15 protein-coding genes are annotated in these 15,139 nt (G+C 75.6%); 11 read left to right on the top strand and 4 right to left on the bottom strand.

The genetic code is table 11. From position 1 onward, the window contains the following. Positions 1-3: 3 nt before the first annotated feature. On the top strand, positions 4-738 hold the full coding sequence (locus EIW28_RS14705; protein WP_197717280.1) for a phosphotransferase: 735 nt from the start codon (positions 4-6) through the stop codon (positions 736-738). Between the two features lie 83 nt (positions 739-821). Here the strand turns inward: EIW28_RS14705 and EIW28_RS14700 are convergent, their stop codons facing one another. Beyond that, a complete protein-coding gene (locus EIW28_RS14700; RefSeq protein WP_125248475.1) occupies positions 822-1,430 on the bottom strand; it encodes a TetR/AcrR family transcriptional regulator in 609 nt (202 codons plus the stop codon). 89 nt (positions 1,431-1,519) lie between these two features. Between EIW28_RS14700 and EIW28_RS14695 the strand changes: the two genes are divergently transcribed. The 6 genes from EIW28_RS14695 to EIW28_RS14670 all read left to right on the top strand — a co-directional run bounded on the left by EIW28_RS14695 (position 1,520) and on the right by EIW28_RS14670 (position 8,069). Further along, positions 1,520-2,563, top strand: coding sequence for an aldo/keto reductase (locus tag EIW28_RS14695; RefSeq protein WP_125248474.1), 1,044 nt, complete (start codon positions 1,520-1,522; stop codon positions 2,561-2,563). A gap of 94 nt (positions 2,564-2,657) precedes the next feature. Further along, positions 2,658-5,450 (top strand): AfsR/SARP family transcriptional regulator, encoded by a 2,793-nt coding sequence (locus EIW28_RS14690; protein WP_125248473.1) that lies wholly within the window; start codon positions 2,658-2,660, stop codon positions 5,448-5,450. Between the two features lie 74 nt (positions 5,451-5,524). After that, positions 5,525-6,196: a phosphotransferase family protein gene (locus tag EIW28_RS14685; RefSeq protein ID WP_125248472.1), complete on the top strand. Its 672-nt coding sequence runs from the start codon at positions 5,525-5,527 to the stop codon at positions 6,194-6,196. 20 nt (positions 6,197-6,216) lie between these two features. Further along, complete coding sequence (locus EIW28_RS14680; RefSeq protein WP_125248471.1) at positions 6,217-6,489, top strand: DUF2277 domain-containing protein; 273 nt, start codon at positions 6,217-6,219, stop codon at positions 6,487-6,489. Positions 6,490-6,558: 69 nt separating this feature from the next. Beyond that, positions 6,559-6,963 carry a DUF1761 domain-containing protein gene (locus EIW28_RS14675; RefSeq protein ID WP_125248470.1) on the top strand — a complete coding sequence of 135 codons (405 nt, stop codon included), beginning with the start codon at positions 6,559-6,561 and terminating at the stop codon, positions 6,961-6,963. Between the two features lie 98 nt (positions 6,964-7,061). Then, positions 7,062-8,069: a CobW family GTP-binding protein gene (locus EIW28_RS14670; protein ID WP_125248469.1), complete on the top strand. Its 1,008-nt coding sequence runs from the start codon at positions 7,062-7,064 to the stop codon at positions 8,067-8,069. Between the two features lie 46 nt (positions 8,070-8,115). Here the strand turns inward: EIW28_RS14670 and EIW28_RS14665 are convergent, their stop codons facing one another. After that, positions 8,116-8,334, bottom strand: coding sequence for a hypothetical protein (locus EIW28_RS14665; RefSeq protein ID WP_125248468.1), 219 nt, complete (start codon positions 8,332-8,334; stop codon positions 8,116-8,118). A 224-nt stretch (positions 8,335-8,558) separates the two neighbouring features. Between EIW28_RS14665 and EIW28_RS14660 the strand changes: the two genes are divergently transcribed. Beyond that, positions 8,559-9,032 carry a carboxymuconolactone decarboxylase family protein gene (locus tag EIW28_RS14660; protein WP_125248467.1) on the top strand — a complete coding sequence of 158 codons (474 nt, stop codon included), beginning with the start codon at positions 8,559-8,561 and terminating at the stop codon, positions 9,030-9,032. Here the strand turns inward: EIW28_RS14660 and EIW28_RS14655 are convergent. After that, the gene (locus EIW28_RS14655; RefSeq protein WP_125248466.1) at positions 9,029-9,601 is read right to left on the bottom strand and encodes a dihydrofolate reductase family protein; all 573 of its coding nucleotides are present in this window, start codon (positions 9,599-9,601) and stop codon (positions 9,029-9,031) included. The two genes, EIW28_RS14660 and EIW28_RS14655, sit on opposite strands and share 4 nt — an antisense overlap. 120 nt (positions 9,602-9,721) lie before the next feature. On the opposite strand from EIW28_RS14655, the gene EIW28_RS14650 reads away from it, so the two are divergent. From EIW28_RS14650 to EIW28_RS14640, 3 genes are read left to right on the top strand one after another with little or no spacing between them, the layout of a single operon-like run. After that, positions 9,722-11,110: a 3' terminal RNA ribose 2'-O-methyltransferase Hen1 gene (locus EIW28_RS14650; protein ID WP_187350610.1), complete on the top strand. Its 1,389-nt coding sequence runs from the start codon at positions 9,722-9,724 to the stop codon at positions 11,108-11,110. Continuing rightward, complete coding sequence (locus EIW28_RS14645) at positions 11,103-13,643, top strand: polynucleotide kinase-phosphatase (protein ID WP_125248465.1); 2,541 nt, start codon at positions 11,103-11,105, stop codon at positions 13,641-13,643. The genes EIW28_RS14650 and EIW28_RS14645 overlap by 8 nt, the downstream gene beginning before the upstream one ends. A 15-nt stretch (positions 13,644-13,658) precedes the next feature. Then, positions 13,659-14,447 carry a nucleotidyltransferase domain-containing protein gene (locus EIW28_RS14640; RefSeq protein WP_125248464.1) on the top strand — a complete coding sequence of 263 codons (789 nt, stop codon included), beginning with the start codon at positions 13,659-13,661 and terminating at the stop codon, positions 14,445-14,447. On the opposite strand, the gene EIW28_RS14635 is transcribed toward EIW28_RS14640, so the two are convergent. Then, the gene (locus EIW28_RS14635) at positions 14,430-15,086 is read right to left on the bottom strand and encodes a hypothetical protein (protein ID WP_125248463.1); all 657 of its coding nucleotides are present in this window, start codon (positions 15,084-15,086) and stop codon (positions 14,430-14,432) included. The genes EIW28_RS14640 and EIW28_RS14635 overlap by 18 nt on opposite strands. Positions 15,087-15,139 lie beyond the last annotated feature (53 nt).

Here is a 15,139-nt window from a genome sequence, read left to right as displayed (position 1 = left end):
GCCGTGACCGAGTCGCCCGAGGCGGTGCCGCTGGCCGGCGGCCGCGTCGCCGCCGGCGTCGCCCGGGTCGGCGACGTCGTGCACCGGCCCGCGGGGGCCGGCTCCGACTTCATGGCGGCGCTGCTCCTCCTGCTCGAGGAGCGCGGCTTCACCGGCGCGCCGAGGTACCTGGGGCGCTCCGCGGGGGCCGATCTGCTGTCGTACCTGCCCGGCGACGTGCCGGCGCGGTTCCAGACCTGGTCGGACGCCCAGGTCGCGGCGGCCGCCGCCCTGCTGCGGGCGATGCACGACGCGACCCGCGGCAGCGCCCTGGCGGGCCGGTTCGACGTCGTCTGCCACCACGACCCGGGCCCGAACAACGCGGTCTTCCGCGACGGCGTGCCGGTGGCGTTCATCGACTTCGCCGAGGCCGCGCCCGGCGGCCGGCTCGAAGACGTCGCCTACCTCGCCTGGACCTGGGCGGTCGCGTCGCAGCGGACCGTGCCGGTGCGCCGCCAGGCGGAGCAGGTGCGCCTCGTCGCCGACGCGTACGGCCTGGAGCCGGCCGAGCGCGCGGTCCTGGTGGACTGCATCCTCGAACGCCAGTCCCGGAACGTGCGCTTCTGGACCGAGTTCCCCGCCCGGGCGGGCGCCGCCGCGGCGACGGCCGCCGAGATCGGTGAGCGGATCGCCTGGAGCAGAAGGGAGCACGCGTTCACGCACGCGCACCGCGAGGTGTTCGACGCGGCCCTGGCCTGACTCCAGGGGTGCGGAGCCCGCCGCCGGGCGTGGCCCGGCCCGGCGCGCGGCCTCTCGAGGCCCGTCATCCTCAAGGGATCGTCTCAGGTGTACGCGCCGGCGCGGGCGGCCGCGGCGGTCGCGGCCGCGGCCCGCGCCGCGGCGGCCTCGTCGAGCGGGTCGCCGCTGACGAGGAACCGGTAGTAGAGCGGGGCCGAGAGCGCGCGGATCACCTCGTCGGCGTCGGTCCCCGCGGGGAGATCGCCGCGGGCGACGGCCTCGTCCACGCACGGGGACCACTCGTCGATGCGCACGCGGTAGAAGCGGTGCAGGGCCGCGGCGGTCTGCGCGTCGGAGGCCGCCGCGGCGATGACGGCCTTGAACAGGGGCCCCTGGCGCGCGTCGGTGAGCGTGGCGAGGATGAGCGAGGCGAGCGCGGCCAGGTCGGCGTCGAGGTCGCCGGTGCGGGCGCGCGGCAGCGACGACTCGGCCATCTCGGCGAGCATGTCGGCGACCAGGCCCGGGACGGTGCCCCAGCGGCGGTAGACGGTGGTCTTGCCGACGCCCGCGCGGCGGGCCACCTCGCCGAGGTCCACACCGCCGATGCCCTTGTCCGCGAAGGCGTCTCCGGCGGCGCGCAGCACGGCCTCGCGGACCCGGGCGGTGCGCCCGCCGGGCCGGGAGGTGCCGGGGGCGCCGGTGACCTCATTCATAACGGGACTCCAGTTGCGTTAAGCGTCGTGTCTGAGCTAGCTTAGACCTCACGTTAATGGAACCACAGTTCCTTTAGAAGGGATCTCCCATGGAACTCCGCCGCCTCGGCCGCTCCGGCCTCCACGTCCCCGCCCTGTCCTTCGGCGCCGGCACCTTCGGCGGCTCCGGCCCGCTGTTCGGGGCCTGGGGCGACACCGGCGCGGCGCAGGCCCGCCGCATGGTCGACATCGCCCTCGACGCCGGGATGTCCATGTTCGACACCGCCGACGTCTACTCCGACGGCGCCTCCGAGGAGGTCCTCGGCGCGGCCGTCAAGGGCCGCCGCGACCGGGTCCTCCTCTCCACCAAGGCCGGCCTCCCGGTCGGCGAGGGCGCCAACGACGCCGGGTCCTCCCGCGTCCACCTCACCCGCGCCGTCGAGGCCGCGCTGCGGCGCCTCGGCACCGACTACATCGACCTGTTCCAGCTGCACGCCTTCGACGCCCGCACCCCGGTCGAGGAGACCCTCGCCGTCCTCGACGACCTGGTGCGGGCCGGGAAGATCCGCTACACCGGCGCCTCGAACTACGCCGGCTGGCAGCTCCAGAAGAGCCTCGACGCCGCCGACCGCCTCGGCCGCCAGCGCTTCGCCGCGCACCAGGTCTACTACTCGCTCGTCGGCCGCGACTACGAGTGGGAGCTCATGCCGCTCGGGATCGACCAGGGGGTGGGGGCGCTGGTGTGGAGCCCGCTCGGCTGGGGGCGGCTGACCGGCAGGATCCGGCGCGGCAGCCCCGTCCCCGAGGGCAGCCGGCTGCACCGGACCGCGCAGTTCGGGCCGCCGGTCGAGGACGAGGCGCTGTACCGGGTCGTCGACGTGCTCGACGAGCTGAGCGCCGAGACCGGGAGGTCGGTGCCACAGATCGCGATCAACTGGCTGCTGCGACGCCCCACGGTGGCCTCGGTCATCGTGGGCGCGCGGGACGAGGAGCAGCTGCGGCAGAACCTGGGCGCCGTCGGGTGGGAGCTCGACGCCGAGCAGGTGGCGCGGCTCGACCGGGCCAGCGCGAAGACGGCGCCGTATCCGTACTACCCGTACGAGCGGCAGGAGGGCTTCGCGCGGCTGAATCCGCCGGCGGTCGCGGCCGCCTAGCGGCGCCGAGGCGGCGGGCCGCGGCGGGCGGCGACCGGGTATCGTGGCGCACCTCGGCGGGCGGGCCGGGGTGCGCGGCGGCAAGGGGGTTCGTATGGCCGGCTTGGAGTTCCGGCTGCTCGGGCCGGTCGAGGCGCGGCACGGCGGGCGGGTGCTGGAGCCGACGACGGCGCAGCAGCGCTGCGTGCTGGCGGCCCTGCTCCTGGACCTCGGGCGGGTGGTGAGCGCGGACCGGTTGACGGCGGCGCTGTGGCCGGCCGAGCCGCCGCGGTCGGCGCAGAACACGCTGCGGGTCTACGTGACGCGGCTGCGGCGCCTCCTCGCCGCGGACCCGTCGGTGCGGTTGGAGACGGTCGGGAGCGGCTGGCGGTTGTCGTGCGCGCGGGACCGGGTGGACCTGTACCGGTTCCGGGACCTGGTCGCCCGGGCCCGCGGGGCGGCGCCCGCGGAGGCGCGCGGGCTGCTCGCGGCGGCGCTGGCGCTGTGGCGGGGCCCGGCGCTGGCCGACCTGCCGGCCGAGCGGTGGCGCGGGGTCCAGTGCGCGGCGCTGGAGGAGGAACGGCTGGCGGCCGTCGAGGACCGGGTGGCGTGCGGTCTGGCGGCCGGGGAGGCGGGTGAAGCGGTCCCGGAGCTGTCCGCGCTGCTGGCCGAGCATCCGACGCGCGAGCGCCTGGCGCTGCTGCTCATGTCCGCGCTGGACGCGGCCGGACGGGGCGCGGAGGCCGTCGAGACGTTCCATCGCACCAGGACCGTGCTGCGCGAGGAGCTGGGCGTCGATCCCGGTCCCGAGTTGCAGCGCGAGTTCCAGCGGCTGCTCGCCGCGCCCGGGGGGCGCCGCGGCGAGCCGGTCCCCCGGCAGCTGCCGGGCGACCTGGCGGCGTTCGCGGGGCGGGCCGACGCGATCGCGCGCCTCGACGAGCTGCTCGAGCGCAGCGGGGGCGCGGCGTTCGCGGTCGCGCTCGACGGGCTCCCCGGGGTGGGCAAGACGACCCTCGCGGTGCGCTGGGCCCACCGGGTCGAGGACCGGTTCCCGGACGGGACGCTGTACGCGAACCTGCGGGGCTTCGGCGCGGCCGGGCCGCGCGATCCGGCGGAGGTCCTCCAGGAGTTCCTGCACGCCTTGGGGGTGCCGGCGGCGCGGGTCCCGACGGGCCTGGACGCGCGCGCCGCGCACTTCCGGAGCGTGCTCGCGGGCCGGCGGCTGCTGCTGGTCCTCGACGACGTCCGGGACGAGGCGCAGGTGCGGCCGCTGCTGCCGAGCGCGCCGGGGTGCGCCGCGGTCCTGACCGGGCGGGCCCCGCTCACGGGTCTGGCCGCGCGCCAAGGCGTCCTGCGGGTCCGGGTCGAGCCGGTGGGGCCGTCCGAGGCGCTCGACCTGCTGGCGCGGCGGCTCGGGGAGCGCGTGCGCGGGGACGCGGCGGCGGAGCGGATCATCGCGGGCTGCGCGGGGCTGCCGCTGGCGCTGTCGATCGTCGCGGCGCGCGCCGACGAGAGCCCGTTCGCGCTCGCCGCGGTCGCGGGGGAACTGGAGACGGCCGCGCTGGACGCGTTCGCGGACCTGGACGCCGACACCGATCTGCGGACGGTGTTCTCGTGGTCGTACGGGGCGCTGGGCCCGGCCGCGGCGCGCCTGTTCCGGCTGCTCGGGCTCCACTGGGGACCGGACTTCACCGTCGAGGCGGCGGCGAGCCTCGCCGCGGTCCCGGTGCCGGAGGCGCGGCGCCTGGTCATGGAGCTGCGGCGGATGCAGCTGCTCGGCGAGGCCGGCCCGGGCCGGTTCGGCTTCCACGACCTGCTCGCCGCGTACGCCGCCGAGTTGGCCGCCGCCGAGGAGTCCGAGGCCGGCCGGCGGGAGGCGCTGCGCCGGCTGCTCGACCACTACCTGCACGGCGCCCGCCGCGGCGCCGACCTCTTGAACCAGTTCCGCGAGCCGGGCGCGATCGGGGAGCCGGCCCCGGGCGCGGTGCCGGTGGCGCACGCGGGCCGGGACGCGGCGATGGCGTGGTTCGACCGGGAGCACCCGGTGCTCACCGCGGCCGTCGCGGCGGCCCGCGACCGCGGCTTCGACTCGCACGCCTGGCTGATCGCGTGGAGCCTCATGCCGTACCTGCGCAAGCAGGGCCTGGGGACGCAGTGGATCGCGACCGCGGCCGCCGGGGTGGCAGCGGCGACCCGGGCGGGCGACGCCGAGGCGCTGGCGATGGCGGTGCAGGGCCTGGCGGCCGCGCACACCTGGTACGGCGACCGCGGCACGGCCCGGCGGCACCTCGCGGAGGCGCTGCGCCGGTACGAGGCGCTGGGGCAGCGGGTCGGGCAGGCGAGCGTCCACTCGGTCATGTGCAAGCTCGCCGCGGGCGAGGAGGACTTCGCGGCGGCGCTGCCGCACGCGGTCGAGTCCCTGCGCCTGTACCGGGAGGCGGGGGCGGCCTGGGGCGAGGCGCGGGCGCTCAACAACGTCGGGTACTGCCTCGCCCGGCTCGGCGAGCTCGGGCCCGCGCTCCGCCGCTGCGAGGAGGCGATCGCGGTGTTCGCGGGGCTCGACGACCCGGCCGGCGCGGCCGGCGCGTGGGAGAGCCTCGGCCTCGTCCACTCCCTGAGCGGGCGGCACGACCGGGCGGCCGAGTGCATGGAGCGGTCGTCCGCCGCGTCGCTCGCGTGCGGCGAGAAGCAGCAGGCGGCGGTCGCCTTGATCGGCCTGGGAGAGAACCGGCTCGCGACCGAGGACCGGGACGCGGCGGCGCGGGCGTGGGAGGCGGCGGTGCGACTCCTCGAGGAGCTCCGCGACCCCGGCGCCGCGGGCGTGCGCGAGCGGCTCGCGGCGCTGCGGGCGGACCGGGAGGCCGCGGTCGGCCGCGGTCCGGGCGGTCGGGCCGCCGGGGAGCGGTAGCCCGCTCCGTGCGGTTCAGGCCCTGAGCACGCGGCCCGGCGGAACCCGCTTGACGGCCCGGCGAGGATGAGGGGATGCGGCCACTCCCCCACGGGTACACGAACGCCACGGTCGGCGACGGCCGGATCGTCGTCAAACGCTACGAGGGCCCCGACGCGGCCGACCGGCTCGAGCGGGAGCGCCGGTTCCTGAACGGGCTCGCGGGCGCCGTGCCGGTGCCGCCGGTGCTCGACGGCGACGGCGAGTCGCTCACGATCGGGTTCGTCGCGGGCGTGCAGGGCCAGGAGCTCGTCGAGGCCGGGCACGCGGCGGCCGTCATGCGCGCCTGCGGCGCCGTCCTGCGCCGCCTCCACGCCCTCCCGGCCCCGGCCGGGACCGTCCTCGTCCACGGCGACTTCGGACCCAACAACGTGCTCGTCGACCCCGCGACGTTCGCGGTGACGGCCGTCCTCGACTGGGAGTTCGCCCGCTACGGCGACCGGATCGCCGACCTCGCCTGGTGCGAGTGGATCATGCGGACGCACCACCCCGCCCGCGCGCGGGAGGTCGAGCACTTCCACGCCGCGTACGGGCTCCCGGTCCCGCCCTGGCTCGAGCGGCGCGACGCCATGGTCGAGCGCTGCCGCGAACTGCGCGACTTCTGCGAACGCTGGCAGCCCGGCGGCGGCGCCGTCCGCCAGTGGGAGCAGCGGGCCGCGGCCACCGCGGCGTGGGGCGAGGACGCGAACGGGCCGGCGCTGTCGTAGCCCCGTGGCATCGTAGGGGCATGTGCCGCAGCATCAAGACCCTGTTCAACTTCGAGCCGCCCGCCACCGACGAGGAGGTCGCCGCCGCCGCGCTGCAATACGTGCGCAAGCTCAGCGGCTCCACCCACCCGTCGAAGGCGAACGAGGAGGCGTTCGACAAGGCCGTGGAGGCCGTCGCCGCCGCGACCCGCGAACTCCTCGACGCGCTCGTGACCACCGCGCCGCCGCGCGACCGCGAGGTCGAGGCCGAGAAGGCCCGTGCGAGGGCCGCCGAGCGCTTCGGCACCGCCTGACGGCGCGGGATCTCATGAGGGAGTACGGCGGCGCCCGGCGCCGCTTCGACGGCGTGAAGGGATGAGCGGTTGGACATCGACTGGTTGGGGGCCGCGCTCGCGCTCGCGGTCGGCATGATCGTGGCGGGCGTCTGGTACGGGAAGGCGTTCCTGGACCTCTGGGCGAGGCTGACCGGGATCGCACCGGCGGACTCGAAGCGGGCGAGCCGCCGGAACATGGCGCAGCTCCTGGTCGCGAACGCCGTGACGGCGCTGGGGCTGGCGGTCGGGACCGCGGTCGCGGAGGAGGCGGTCGGCGGCGGTCCGGTCGGGACGGCGCTGCTCGTCGGCGTCGTCGCGTGGCTGGCGTTCTCGGCGTCGACCCTGCTCCAGCACAACGCGTTCGAGCTGAAACCCGCGAAGCTGACCGTCTTGAACAGCGCGTACCAGCTCGTGCTGTTCCTCGCGATGGCCCTGGTGATCGGGCTGGTCTGAGGCGGCCGGGCGACCGCCGGCACGAGCGGGCCGGGCGGTCGCGGGCGGCCGTCGGCGGTGTGTTCCCATGGCGCAGGCGGATCGAGCGAGGGGGCAGTGTGGAGCAGCGGGTACCGGTCATCGTCCTGACGGGCTATCTGGGAGCGGGCAAGACGACCCTGCTCAACCACCTGCTGTGCCAGCCCGGGGCGCGCGTCGGCGTGATCGTGAACGACTTCGGCGAGGTGAACGTCGACGCGGCACTGGTGACCGGGCAGATCGACGAACCGGTCTCGATCGCGGGCGGCTGCCTGTGCTGCATCGAGGACCTCAGCGGCCTCGACGCGGCCCTTGACAGGCTCACGCACCCGAAGTTCGGGCTCGACGTCGTCATCGTCGAGGCCAGCGGCATCGCCGAGCCGGGCGTCATCGCGAAGATGATCCACTTCAGCGAGGCCGAGCGGGTCCGCGCGGGCGGGGTCGTCGACGTGGTCGACGCCGTCGAGCACTTCAACACCGTCGACCGCACCGACCAGCCGCCGGTCCGGTTCAAGGCTGCCACGCTCGCCGTCATCAACCAGTGCGACCGGCTCCCCGAGGCCGGGGCCGAGGACGCGCTCGCGGCCATCGAGCGGCGCATCCTGGCCGTGAACCCCGACATCCACCTCGTGCGCACCTCGAACGGCCGCGTGGACCCGGCGCTCGTCTACGACACCGCCTCGACCGCCGACCCCGAGGACGAGCTGCCGCTCGCCGCGCTCGCCCGGCAGGCCCACCACGACGCGGCCGACCACGCGCACGCCAGGTCCGTGACCGTGCGGGCCCCGGGCCCGGTCGACCCCGGCGCGCTCCTCGACCTGCTCGAGCACCCGCCGGCGGGCGCGTACCGCATGAAGGGCACCGTCACCGTCGAGACCGGCGGCGGGCGGCGGCGCGGCTTCGTCGTGCACGTCGTCGGCGACCGGATCGACGTCGCCTCCCGCGACGCGACCGGGCCCGGCGAACTGGTCGCGATCGGATCGCACCTCGACGTCGAGGCCGCGCGGCCCCGGATGGAGGCCGCGGTCGCCGTGCCGGAGCGGCGCGATCCGGCCGGGCTCCAGCGGCTGCTCCGCTACCGGCGCTAGGCCGCCCGCGGCGCGGCGGACCCGACCGCCGGTTCCCGCGAGGCGCTTACCGGCGCTTCCAGTTCACGACGGCGCGGGCGACGAGCCCGACCGCGCTGGCGAGCGCGACGAGCCCGAAGGGGAGCGCGAGGAGCCACAGCCCGGCGGACTGGAGGCCCACGTTGAGCACGGTCCCGACGGCGAGGCCGACCCACAGGGCGGCGGTGGTGAGCTTGTAGTGGCCGGTGCCCGGGACGGGCGGGGCGGCGGGCGGCTGGTCGTTCACGGCGGGCTCCTCAGGTTCGTTTCGGATACCTCGACGGTAGGGCGGATCAGGTGCGCGACCAATGCAGTCACCTGGCGATCCGCGGTGGGGCCAGGGCCCGCCGGGGCGGTACAGCCAGCTGGAGCGCCGCCCGGAGCGTGACGCCGGGCACGATCCGGTCACATCGGGGCCGCGGCGGCCGTCAACCGGACGGCAACGCGACACCGAACGAGAAGGACACCGCCATGGAACCCCGCTTCGACCTCTACGCGAGCACTGTCGGCCAGAAGCTCGTCAAGCACCTCAACTCGGCCGTGAAGGCCGCCGAGGGCGCCGGCCTGCCCGCGTCCCTCCCGAACCTGGTGCTGCTGCGCGCCAGCCAGATCAACGGGTGCGGCTTCTGCACCGACATGCACTACAAGGACGCCGTGCACGAGGGCGAGGACCCGGTGCGGCTCAACCTCGTCGCCGCCTGGCGCGAGGCGACCGTGTTCACCGCCGCCGAGCGCGCCGCCCTCGCGCTCGCCGAGGAGGCCACCCGCATCGCCGACGCGCAGACCGGGATCGCCGCGGACGTGTGGCTGGCCGCGCGCCAGGCGTTCACGGACGACGAGCTCGCCGGACTCGTGGGCCTCATCGCGGTCATCAACGCCTACAACCGGCTCAACGTGGTCGCGGGCAGCCCGGCCGGGAGCTACGAGCCGGGCCAGTTCGCCTAGGCGCCGCCGCGGTGCCGCCGGTAGCGGAGCTCCAGGAGCCCGTTGCCGGTGGCCTCGCTGGAGACCAGGTCGAGCCGGTACGACTTCGGCACGCCGTCCCACAGGCGGGTGCCCTCCCCGGCGATGTACGGGAACAGGCTCACCTGGAGCTCGTCGAGCAGGTCGAGCTCCATGAGGGACCGGAACAGGCCCACGCCGCCCATGACGACGATGTAGCCCTCGCCGCCGCGGCGCAGCCGGTCGACCTCCTCGGCCGTGTCGCCCGAGGCGATCGTGGTGTTCGCCCAGTCGGCGCGTTCGAGCGTCGAGGAGAAGACGACCTTGCGCTGGGCGGTGAGGATCGGCGAGAACGGGTGGCGGGCATCGGCCGTCATGGCCGCGGCGATGCTCTCGTACGAGTTGCGGCCCAAGGCGATCGCGTACGCGTTCCGCAGGAAGTCCAGTTGCGACGGCGCGTCGGGGTTGCTGTTCTCGGGCAGGCTGAAGCAGTACTTCCAGAACTCGGTGCCCTCGTCGGCCAGCAGGCCGTCGAGGGAGTAGTTGAACACGGTCGCGATGAGTCGCCGCATGTCGGGGCTCCGTCGTCTCGAGGAAGTGCGGACCCGGCCAGTCTGGCAGAGCCCGCCGACATCCGGGCCGGTACCGAAACCGGCTCGCGACCTGTGTGGATCGGATGGCATGATCGGCGGGTGCTGCTGACGATCACGACCACGGCGCGGCCCGCCACGGACCTGGGCCGGCTCCTGCGCAAGCACCCCGACCGGGTGCAGTCGTTCGAGCAGTCCTTCGGCACCGCATGGGTGTTCTACCCCGAGGCCGGCGAGGACCGGTGCACCGCGGCGCTCCTGCTCGAAGTGGACGCCGCGCGCCTGGCGCGGGCGCACGCGCGCGCCTCCGGGGACGCCACGCTCAAGCAGTACGTGAACGACCGGCCGTACGCGGCCTCCTCGCTCCTCGCCGTCGCGCTCGGCAAGGTCTTCTCGACCGCGCGCAGCGGCGTCAGCGACGAGCGGCCCGAACTCGCCGCGAGCGCGCTGCCACTGGAGGTGGCGCTGCCGGCCGTCCCGTGCAAGGGCGGGCCGGACCTGGTGCGGGACCTGTTCGCGCCCCTCGGCTGGGAGGTCGAGGCCGAGGCGGTGCCCCTGCCGGGCTTCGACGCCGACTCCCGGCACGTGCGGGTGCGCCTGCGCGGGGAGGTGCGGCTCGCCGACGCGCTCAGCCAGCTGTACGTGCTGCTGCCGGTCCTCGACGACGCCAAGCACTACTGGGTCGACATCGGGGAGGTCGACAAGCTCGTGCGCTCGGGCGGCGACTGGCTCGCCGCGCACCCGCGGCGCGGCCTCATCGCCCGCCGCTACCTCGCGCACCGCCGCTCGTACGAGCGGGCCGCGTTCGCCCGGCTCGCCGAGGTCGCCGAAGCCGGCGACGAGGACGAGAGCCCCGTCGAGGAGGAGGCGGGCGAGCCGGGCGAGGGGTCGCTGCCGCTGCACCGCATCAGGATCGGCGCCGTCCTCGACGCGCTCGCGGCCTCCGGCGCGGCCTCCGTGCTCGACCTGGGGTGCGGGTCCGGGAAGCTCCTCGACGCGCTCCTGGACGACCCCCGGTACACGCGGATCACCGGCGCGGACGTCTCCTCGCGCGCGCTCGACCAAGCCGAGCGGGCCCTGCGCCTCGACCGGATGCCCGAGCGGCGGCGGCGGCGCCTCGAACTGATCCAGGGCTCGGTCGTCTACCGCGACAAGCGCTTCGCCGGGTACGACGCGGCCGTCCTCATGGAGGTGATCGAGCACCTCGACCCCGGCCGGCTCCCGGCGATGGAGCGGGTCGTGTTCGGCGCGGCCCGCCCGCGCACCGTGGTCGTGACGACGCCGAACGCCGAGTACAACGCCCGGTACGGCCTCGCCGGGCACGAGCTGCGCCACGCCGACCACCGGTTCGAATGGGACCGGGCGCGGTTCGCCGCGTGGGCCGAGGGCGTCGCGGCGCGCCACGGCTACCGGGTGCGGTTCGAGGGGGTCGGCGCGGCCGACCCCGACGCGGGGGCCCCGACCCAGATGGGAGTGTTCGACCGTGACTGACGACGCGCCGGTGGTGAGCGTCCCCGAACTGTCCCTCGTGCTGCTCGTCGGCGTCTCCGGGTCGGGCAAGTCCACGTTCGCCGCCAGGCACTTCAAGCCGACGCAGGTGGTCTCCTCGGACTACTGCCGGGGCCTGGTCGCCGACGACGAGACCGACCAGAGCGCGACGCCCGAGGCGTTCGCGCTGCTGAACCACATCGTGGGGACGCGGCTGCGGCTCGGCCGGCTCACCGTCGTCGACGCCACGAACGTGCAGGCGCACGCCCGCGCCCAGCTCGTCGACCTCGCCAAGCGCCACAACGTGCTCGTGGACGCGATCGTGCTCGACGTCGAGCCCGAGACGGCCGTGGAGCGGAACCGGGCCCGGGCCGACCGCGACTTCGGCGAGGCCGTGGTGCGCCGCCACCACCGCGACCTCAAGCGCGGCCTGAAGCGGATGGCCAAGGAGGGCTTCCGGCGCGTCCACCGCCTCGAGGGCGCCGCCCGGATCGAGGCCGCGCGCGTGGTCACCGAGAAGTCCTGGAACGACCGCACGGAGGAGACCGGGCCGTTCGACCTCATCGGCGACGTGCACGGCTGCCGGGCCGAACTCGAGGCGCTCCTGGGCGAGCTCGGCTGGGAGATCGCCCGCGACGCGCAGGGCCGGGCCGCCGGCGCGGCGCACCCCGAGGGCCGCACGGCCGTGTTCGTGGGCGACCTGGTCGACCGCGGCCCCGACACGCCCGGCGTGCTGCGGCTGGTCATGGGCATGGTCGAGGCCGGGAACGCGCTGTGCGTGCAGGGCAACCACGAGCACAAGCTCGTCAAGGCCCTCGACGGCCGCAAGGTCCGCGTCGCGCACGGCCTCGCCGAGTCCCTCGAGCAGCTCGGCGCCGAGGACGAGGCGTTCCGCGGGCGGGCCCGCGCGTTCATGGACGGGCTGCGCTCGCACTACCTCCTGGACGGCGGCCGGCTCGTCGTCGCGCACGCCGGCCTGAAGGAGGAGTTCCACGGCCGCGCCTCGGGGAAGGTCCGCTCGTTCGCGCTCTACGGCGACACCACCGGCGAGACCGACGAGTACGGGCTGCCGGTGCGCCTGCCGTGGGCCGAGGACTACCGCGGTGAGGCCGCGGTCGTGTACGGCCACACGCCCGTCCTCGAACCCGAGTGGGTCAACAACACGATCTGCCTCGACACCGGCTGCTGCTTCGGCGGGAAGCTCACCGCGCTGCGCTACCCCGAGCGCGACCTCGTCGCCGTCAAGGCCGAGCGCGAGTGGTACGCGCCGGCCCGGCCGCTCGGGCCCGCGGTGCCCGACCGCGACCCGGCGACCCTCGACGTCACCGACGTGGCCGGGGACCGGCACCTGGCGACCGGCCTCGTCGGCACGGTGAAGGTGACGGCCGAGCACGCCGCGGCGGCCCTGGAGGTCATGAGCCGCTTCGCCGAGGACCCGCGGCGCCTGCTGTACCTGCCGCCGACCATGGCCCCCGTCGACGCCTCCGACGCGGACGGCTACCTGGAGCACCCGGCGCAGGCCTTCGACCAGTACCGCGGGCGCGCCGAGCGGGTCGTGTGCCAGGAGAAGCACATGGGGTCGCGGGCCGTCGCGCTCGTGTGCCGCGACGCCGGGACCGCGCGGCGGCGCTTCGGGCTCGACGCCGCGCCGTGGGGCGCGCTCGTCACCCGCACCGGCCGGGCGTTCTTCCAGGACGAGGCGCTCACCGGCGCGCTCCTCGACCGGGTCGCGGCCGCCGCCGGCGCGGCGGGCCTGTGGGAGCGGCTCGACACCGACTGGATGCTCCTCGACTGCGAACTGCTCCCCTGGTCGGCGAAGGCCCGCGACCTCATCGAGGACCAGTTCGCGGGCGTGGCCGCGGCGGGCCTCGCCGCGCTCCCGGCCGCCGCGGCGGTCCTGGAGGCCGCCGCCGCGCGGGGCCTGGACGTGGCCGCGCTCGCCGAGCGGACCGCCTCGCGGCACGCGAACATCGCCAAGTTCGCCGCGGCGTACCAGCGGTACTGCTGGCCGACCGACGGGCTCGACGGCGTGCGCCTCGCCCCGTTCCAGGTGCTCGCCACCGAGGGCCGCAACCGGGCCGACCACCGGCACGACGAGCACCTCGCCCTCGCCGACGCGCTCGTCGCCGCCGACGGCTCGGGGCTGCTGCTGGAGACGCGGCGCCGCTTCGTCGCCCTCGGCACCGCCGACGAGGCCGCGGCCGTGCAGTGGTGGCTGGACCTGTGCGCGGCCGGCGGCGAGGGCATGGTCGTCAAACCGGTCCTCGAGGACCGCCCGCGCCTCCAGCCTGGCTTGAAGGTGCGGGGTCGGGAGTACCTGCGGATCATCTACGGCGCCGACTACACCGACCCCGAGCGGCTCGCGGGCCTGCGGCAGCGGCGGCTCCAGCACAAGCGGTCCCAGGCGCTGCGCGAGTACGCGCTCGGCGTCGCCGGGCTCGACCTCGTCGCGCAGCGCGCTCCCCTGTGGCAGGTGCACCAGTACGTGTTCGCGGTCCTCGCGCTCGAATCCGAGCCGGTCGACCCGCGGCTGTGAGGAGGGGATGAGGCCGTGACCGCCGACCCGGGCGCGATCGCGCGCGCCAACGAGATCCTGCGCACCGAGGCCGGCTCCGGCGTCCACGGGCTGGCGATCGCGGGCGTCAGCGACCACGACGAGAACGGCGTGTTCGTCGAACCGGCCGAGCACGTGATCGGCCTGGCCGACGCCGTCGACCACCACACGTGGCGCGACCGCCCCGAAGGGCACCGCTCGCAGGCCGGGGACCGCGAGTGCACGCTGTACTCGCTGCGGAAGTTCCTGCGGCTCGCGGTGGCGGGCAACCCGAACCTGCTGCTCATGCTGTACGCGCCCAAGGCATCGGTCTACCGCACGTCGGCGCTCGGCGAGGAGCTGCGGGCGCTCGGGCCCGCGTTCCTCTCCCGCCAGGCCGTGCGGCGGACCGTCGGCTACCTCGACGGGCAGGTCGCGATGCTCCTGGGCCGCGGCCGCCAGAAGGACATGCCGAAGCGGCCCGAGCTCGTCGCGAAGCACGGCTACGACACGAAGTTCGCCTCCCACGCGCTGCGGCTGGGCCTCCAGGGACTGGAGCTGGCCGAGCACGCGCGGCTGACGCTCCCCATGCCCGAGGCCGACCGCGAACGCGTGCTGCGGGTCAAGACCGGCGCCGCCCCCGACCTCGCCTCGGTGCTCGCCGAGATCGAGCGGGTCCGCGACCGCGTCAGCACGCTGCTCGACACCGGCCGCACCCCGCTGCCGGAGGCGCCCGACACGGCCGCGATCTCAGCGTGGTCGGTCGCGGCGCACCGCCGCCACTGGGACTCAGTCCTCCCAGAGTGAGGCGGCGTTGACCGGCGCGAGCGCGAACAGCGCCAGCGCGGTCTCCTCCTCGGTCATGCCGTCGTTGGCGAGCGAGCCGCCGCCGTAGACGACGACCTGGCCGCGCAGCAGGGCGAACCGGACCTCGTCCAGCGCGCCGGGGGCGGCGGCGTTCTCGTCGTTCTTGGTGTGCGAGAACGAGGCGCGGTCCCAGTCGGGCAGCGTGAACCCGGTGTCGCCGCTCGCGTCGGCGTACCACTCGTCGGCGCCCTCCTGGAACGGGTAGACGCCGAAGCTCACGTAGAAGAAGTCGGCGTCGTCGATCCAGAAGAAGCACTCGACGCCGCTGGCGACGGTCGCGAGCGACTCGGGTTCGCTGCCGCCGTCGTCGATGACGGCGACGGCCGTGTCGAGGGCTTCGGTCCGGGCCTCGGCCTCGGTGCGCGCGAAGGCAGGCATGGCCGGGAACGCTTCGCGCACTTGGGCTTCGGTGGGGCAGACGCCGGTGTCGGGGTGGAAGTCGTACGGGAGGGAGTCGAGGTACTCGGCGGCGGTCGCGCCGGGCGCCCGGGTCTCCCAGGGCGGCGGCGGGTCGGCCTGGCAGGCGGCTGCGGCGGCGAGGGCGAAGGCCGCGGCGGTGATCGGCACGAATCGGCGCACGCCTCAGCTTATCGGCGCCCGGCCAGGGCGGCCCCGCGCGGGCGGGGCCGCCT

The organism is Glycomyces terrestris (assembly GCF_003933745.1).
Classification (GTDB): Bacteria; Actinomycetota; Actinomycetes; order Mycobacteriales; family Micromonosporaceae; genus Glycomyces; species Glycomyces terrestris.
The sequence above is the reverse complement of the archived record's forward strand: the minus strand, read 5'-3'. Positions and strand labels throughout refer to the sequence as shown.

Bases quoted from the DNA above. Each gene is read 5' to 3' on its own strand.
- EIW28_RS14700 (WP_125248475.1), bottom strand. From the start codon at position 1,430: ATGAATGAGGTCACCGGCGCCCCCGGCACCTCCCGGCCCGGCGGGCGC.
- EIW28_RS14695 (WP_125248474.1), top strand. From the start codon at position 1,520: ATGGAACTCCGCCGCCTCGGCCGCTCCGGCCTCCACGTCCCCGCCCTG.
- EIW28_RS14690 (WP_125248473.1), top strand. From the start codon at position 2,658: ATGGCCGGCTTGGAGTTCCGGCTGCTCGGGCCGGTCGAGGCGCGGCAC.
- EIW28_RS14685 (WP_125248472.1), top strand. From the start codon at position 5,525: ATGCGGCCACTCCCCCACGGGTACACGAACGCCACGGTCGGCGACGGC.
- EIW28_RS14680 (WP_125248471.1), top strand. From the start codon at position 6,217: ATGTGCCGCAGCATCAAGACCCTGTTCAACTTCGAGCCGCCCGCCACC.
- EIW28_RS14660 (WP_125248467.1), top strand. From the start codon at position 8,559: ATGGAACCCCGCTTCGACCTCTACGCGAGCACTGTCGGCCAGAAGCTC.
- EIW28_RS14655 (WP_125248466.1), bottom strand. From the start codon at position 9,601: ATGCGGCGACTCATCGCGACCGTGTTCAACTACTCCCTCGACGGCCTG.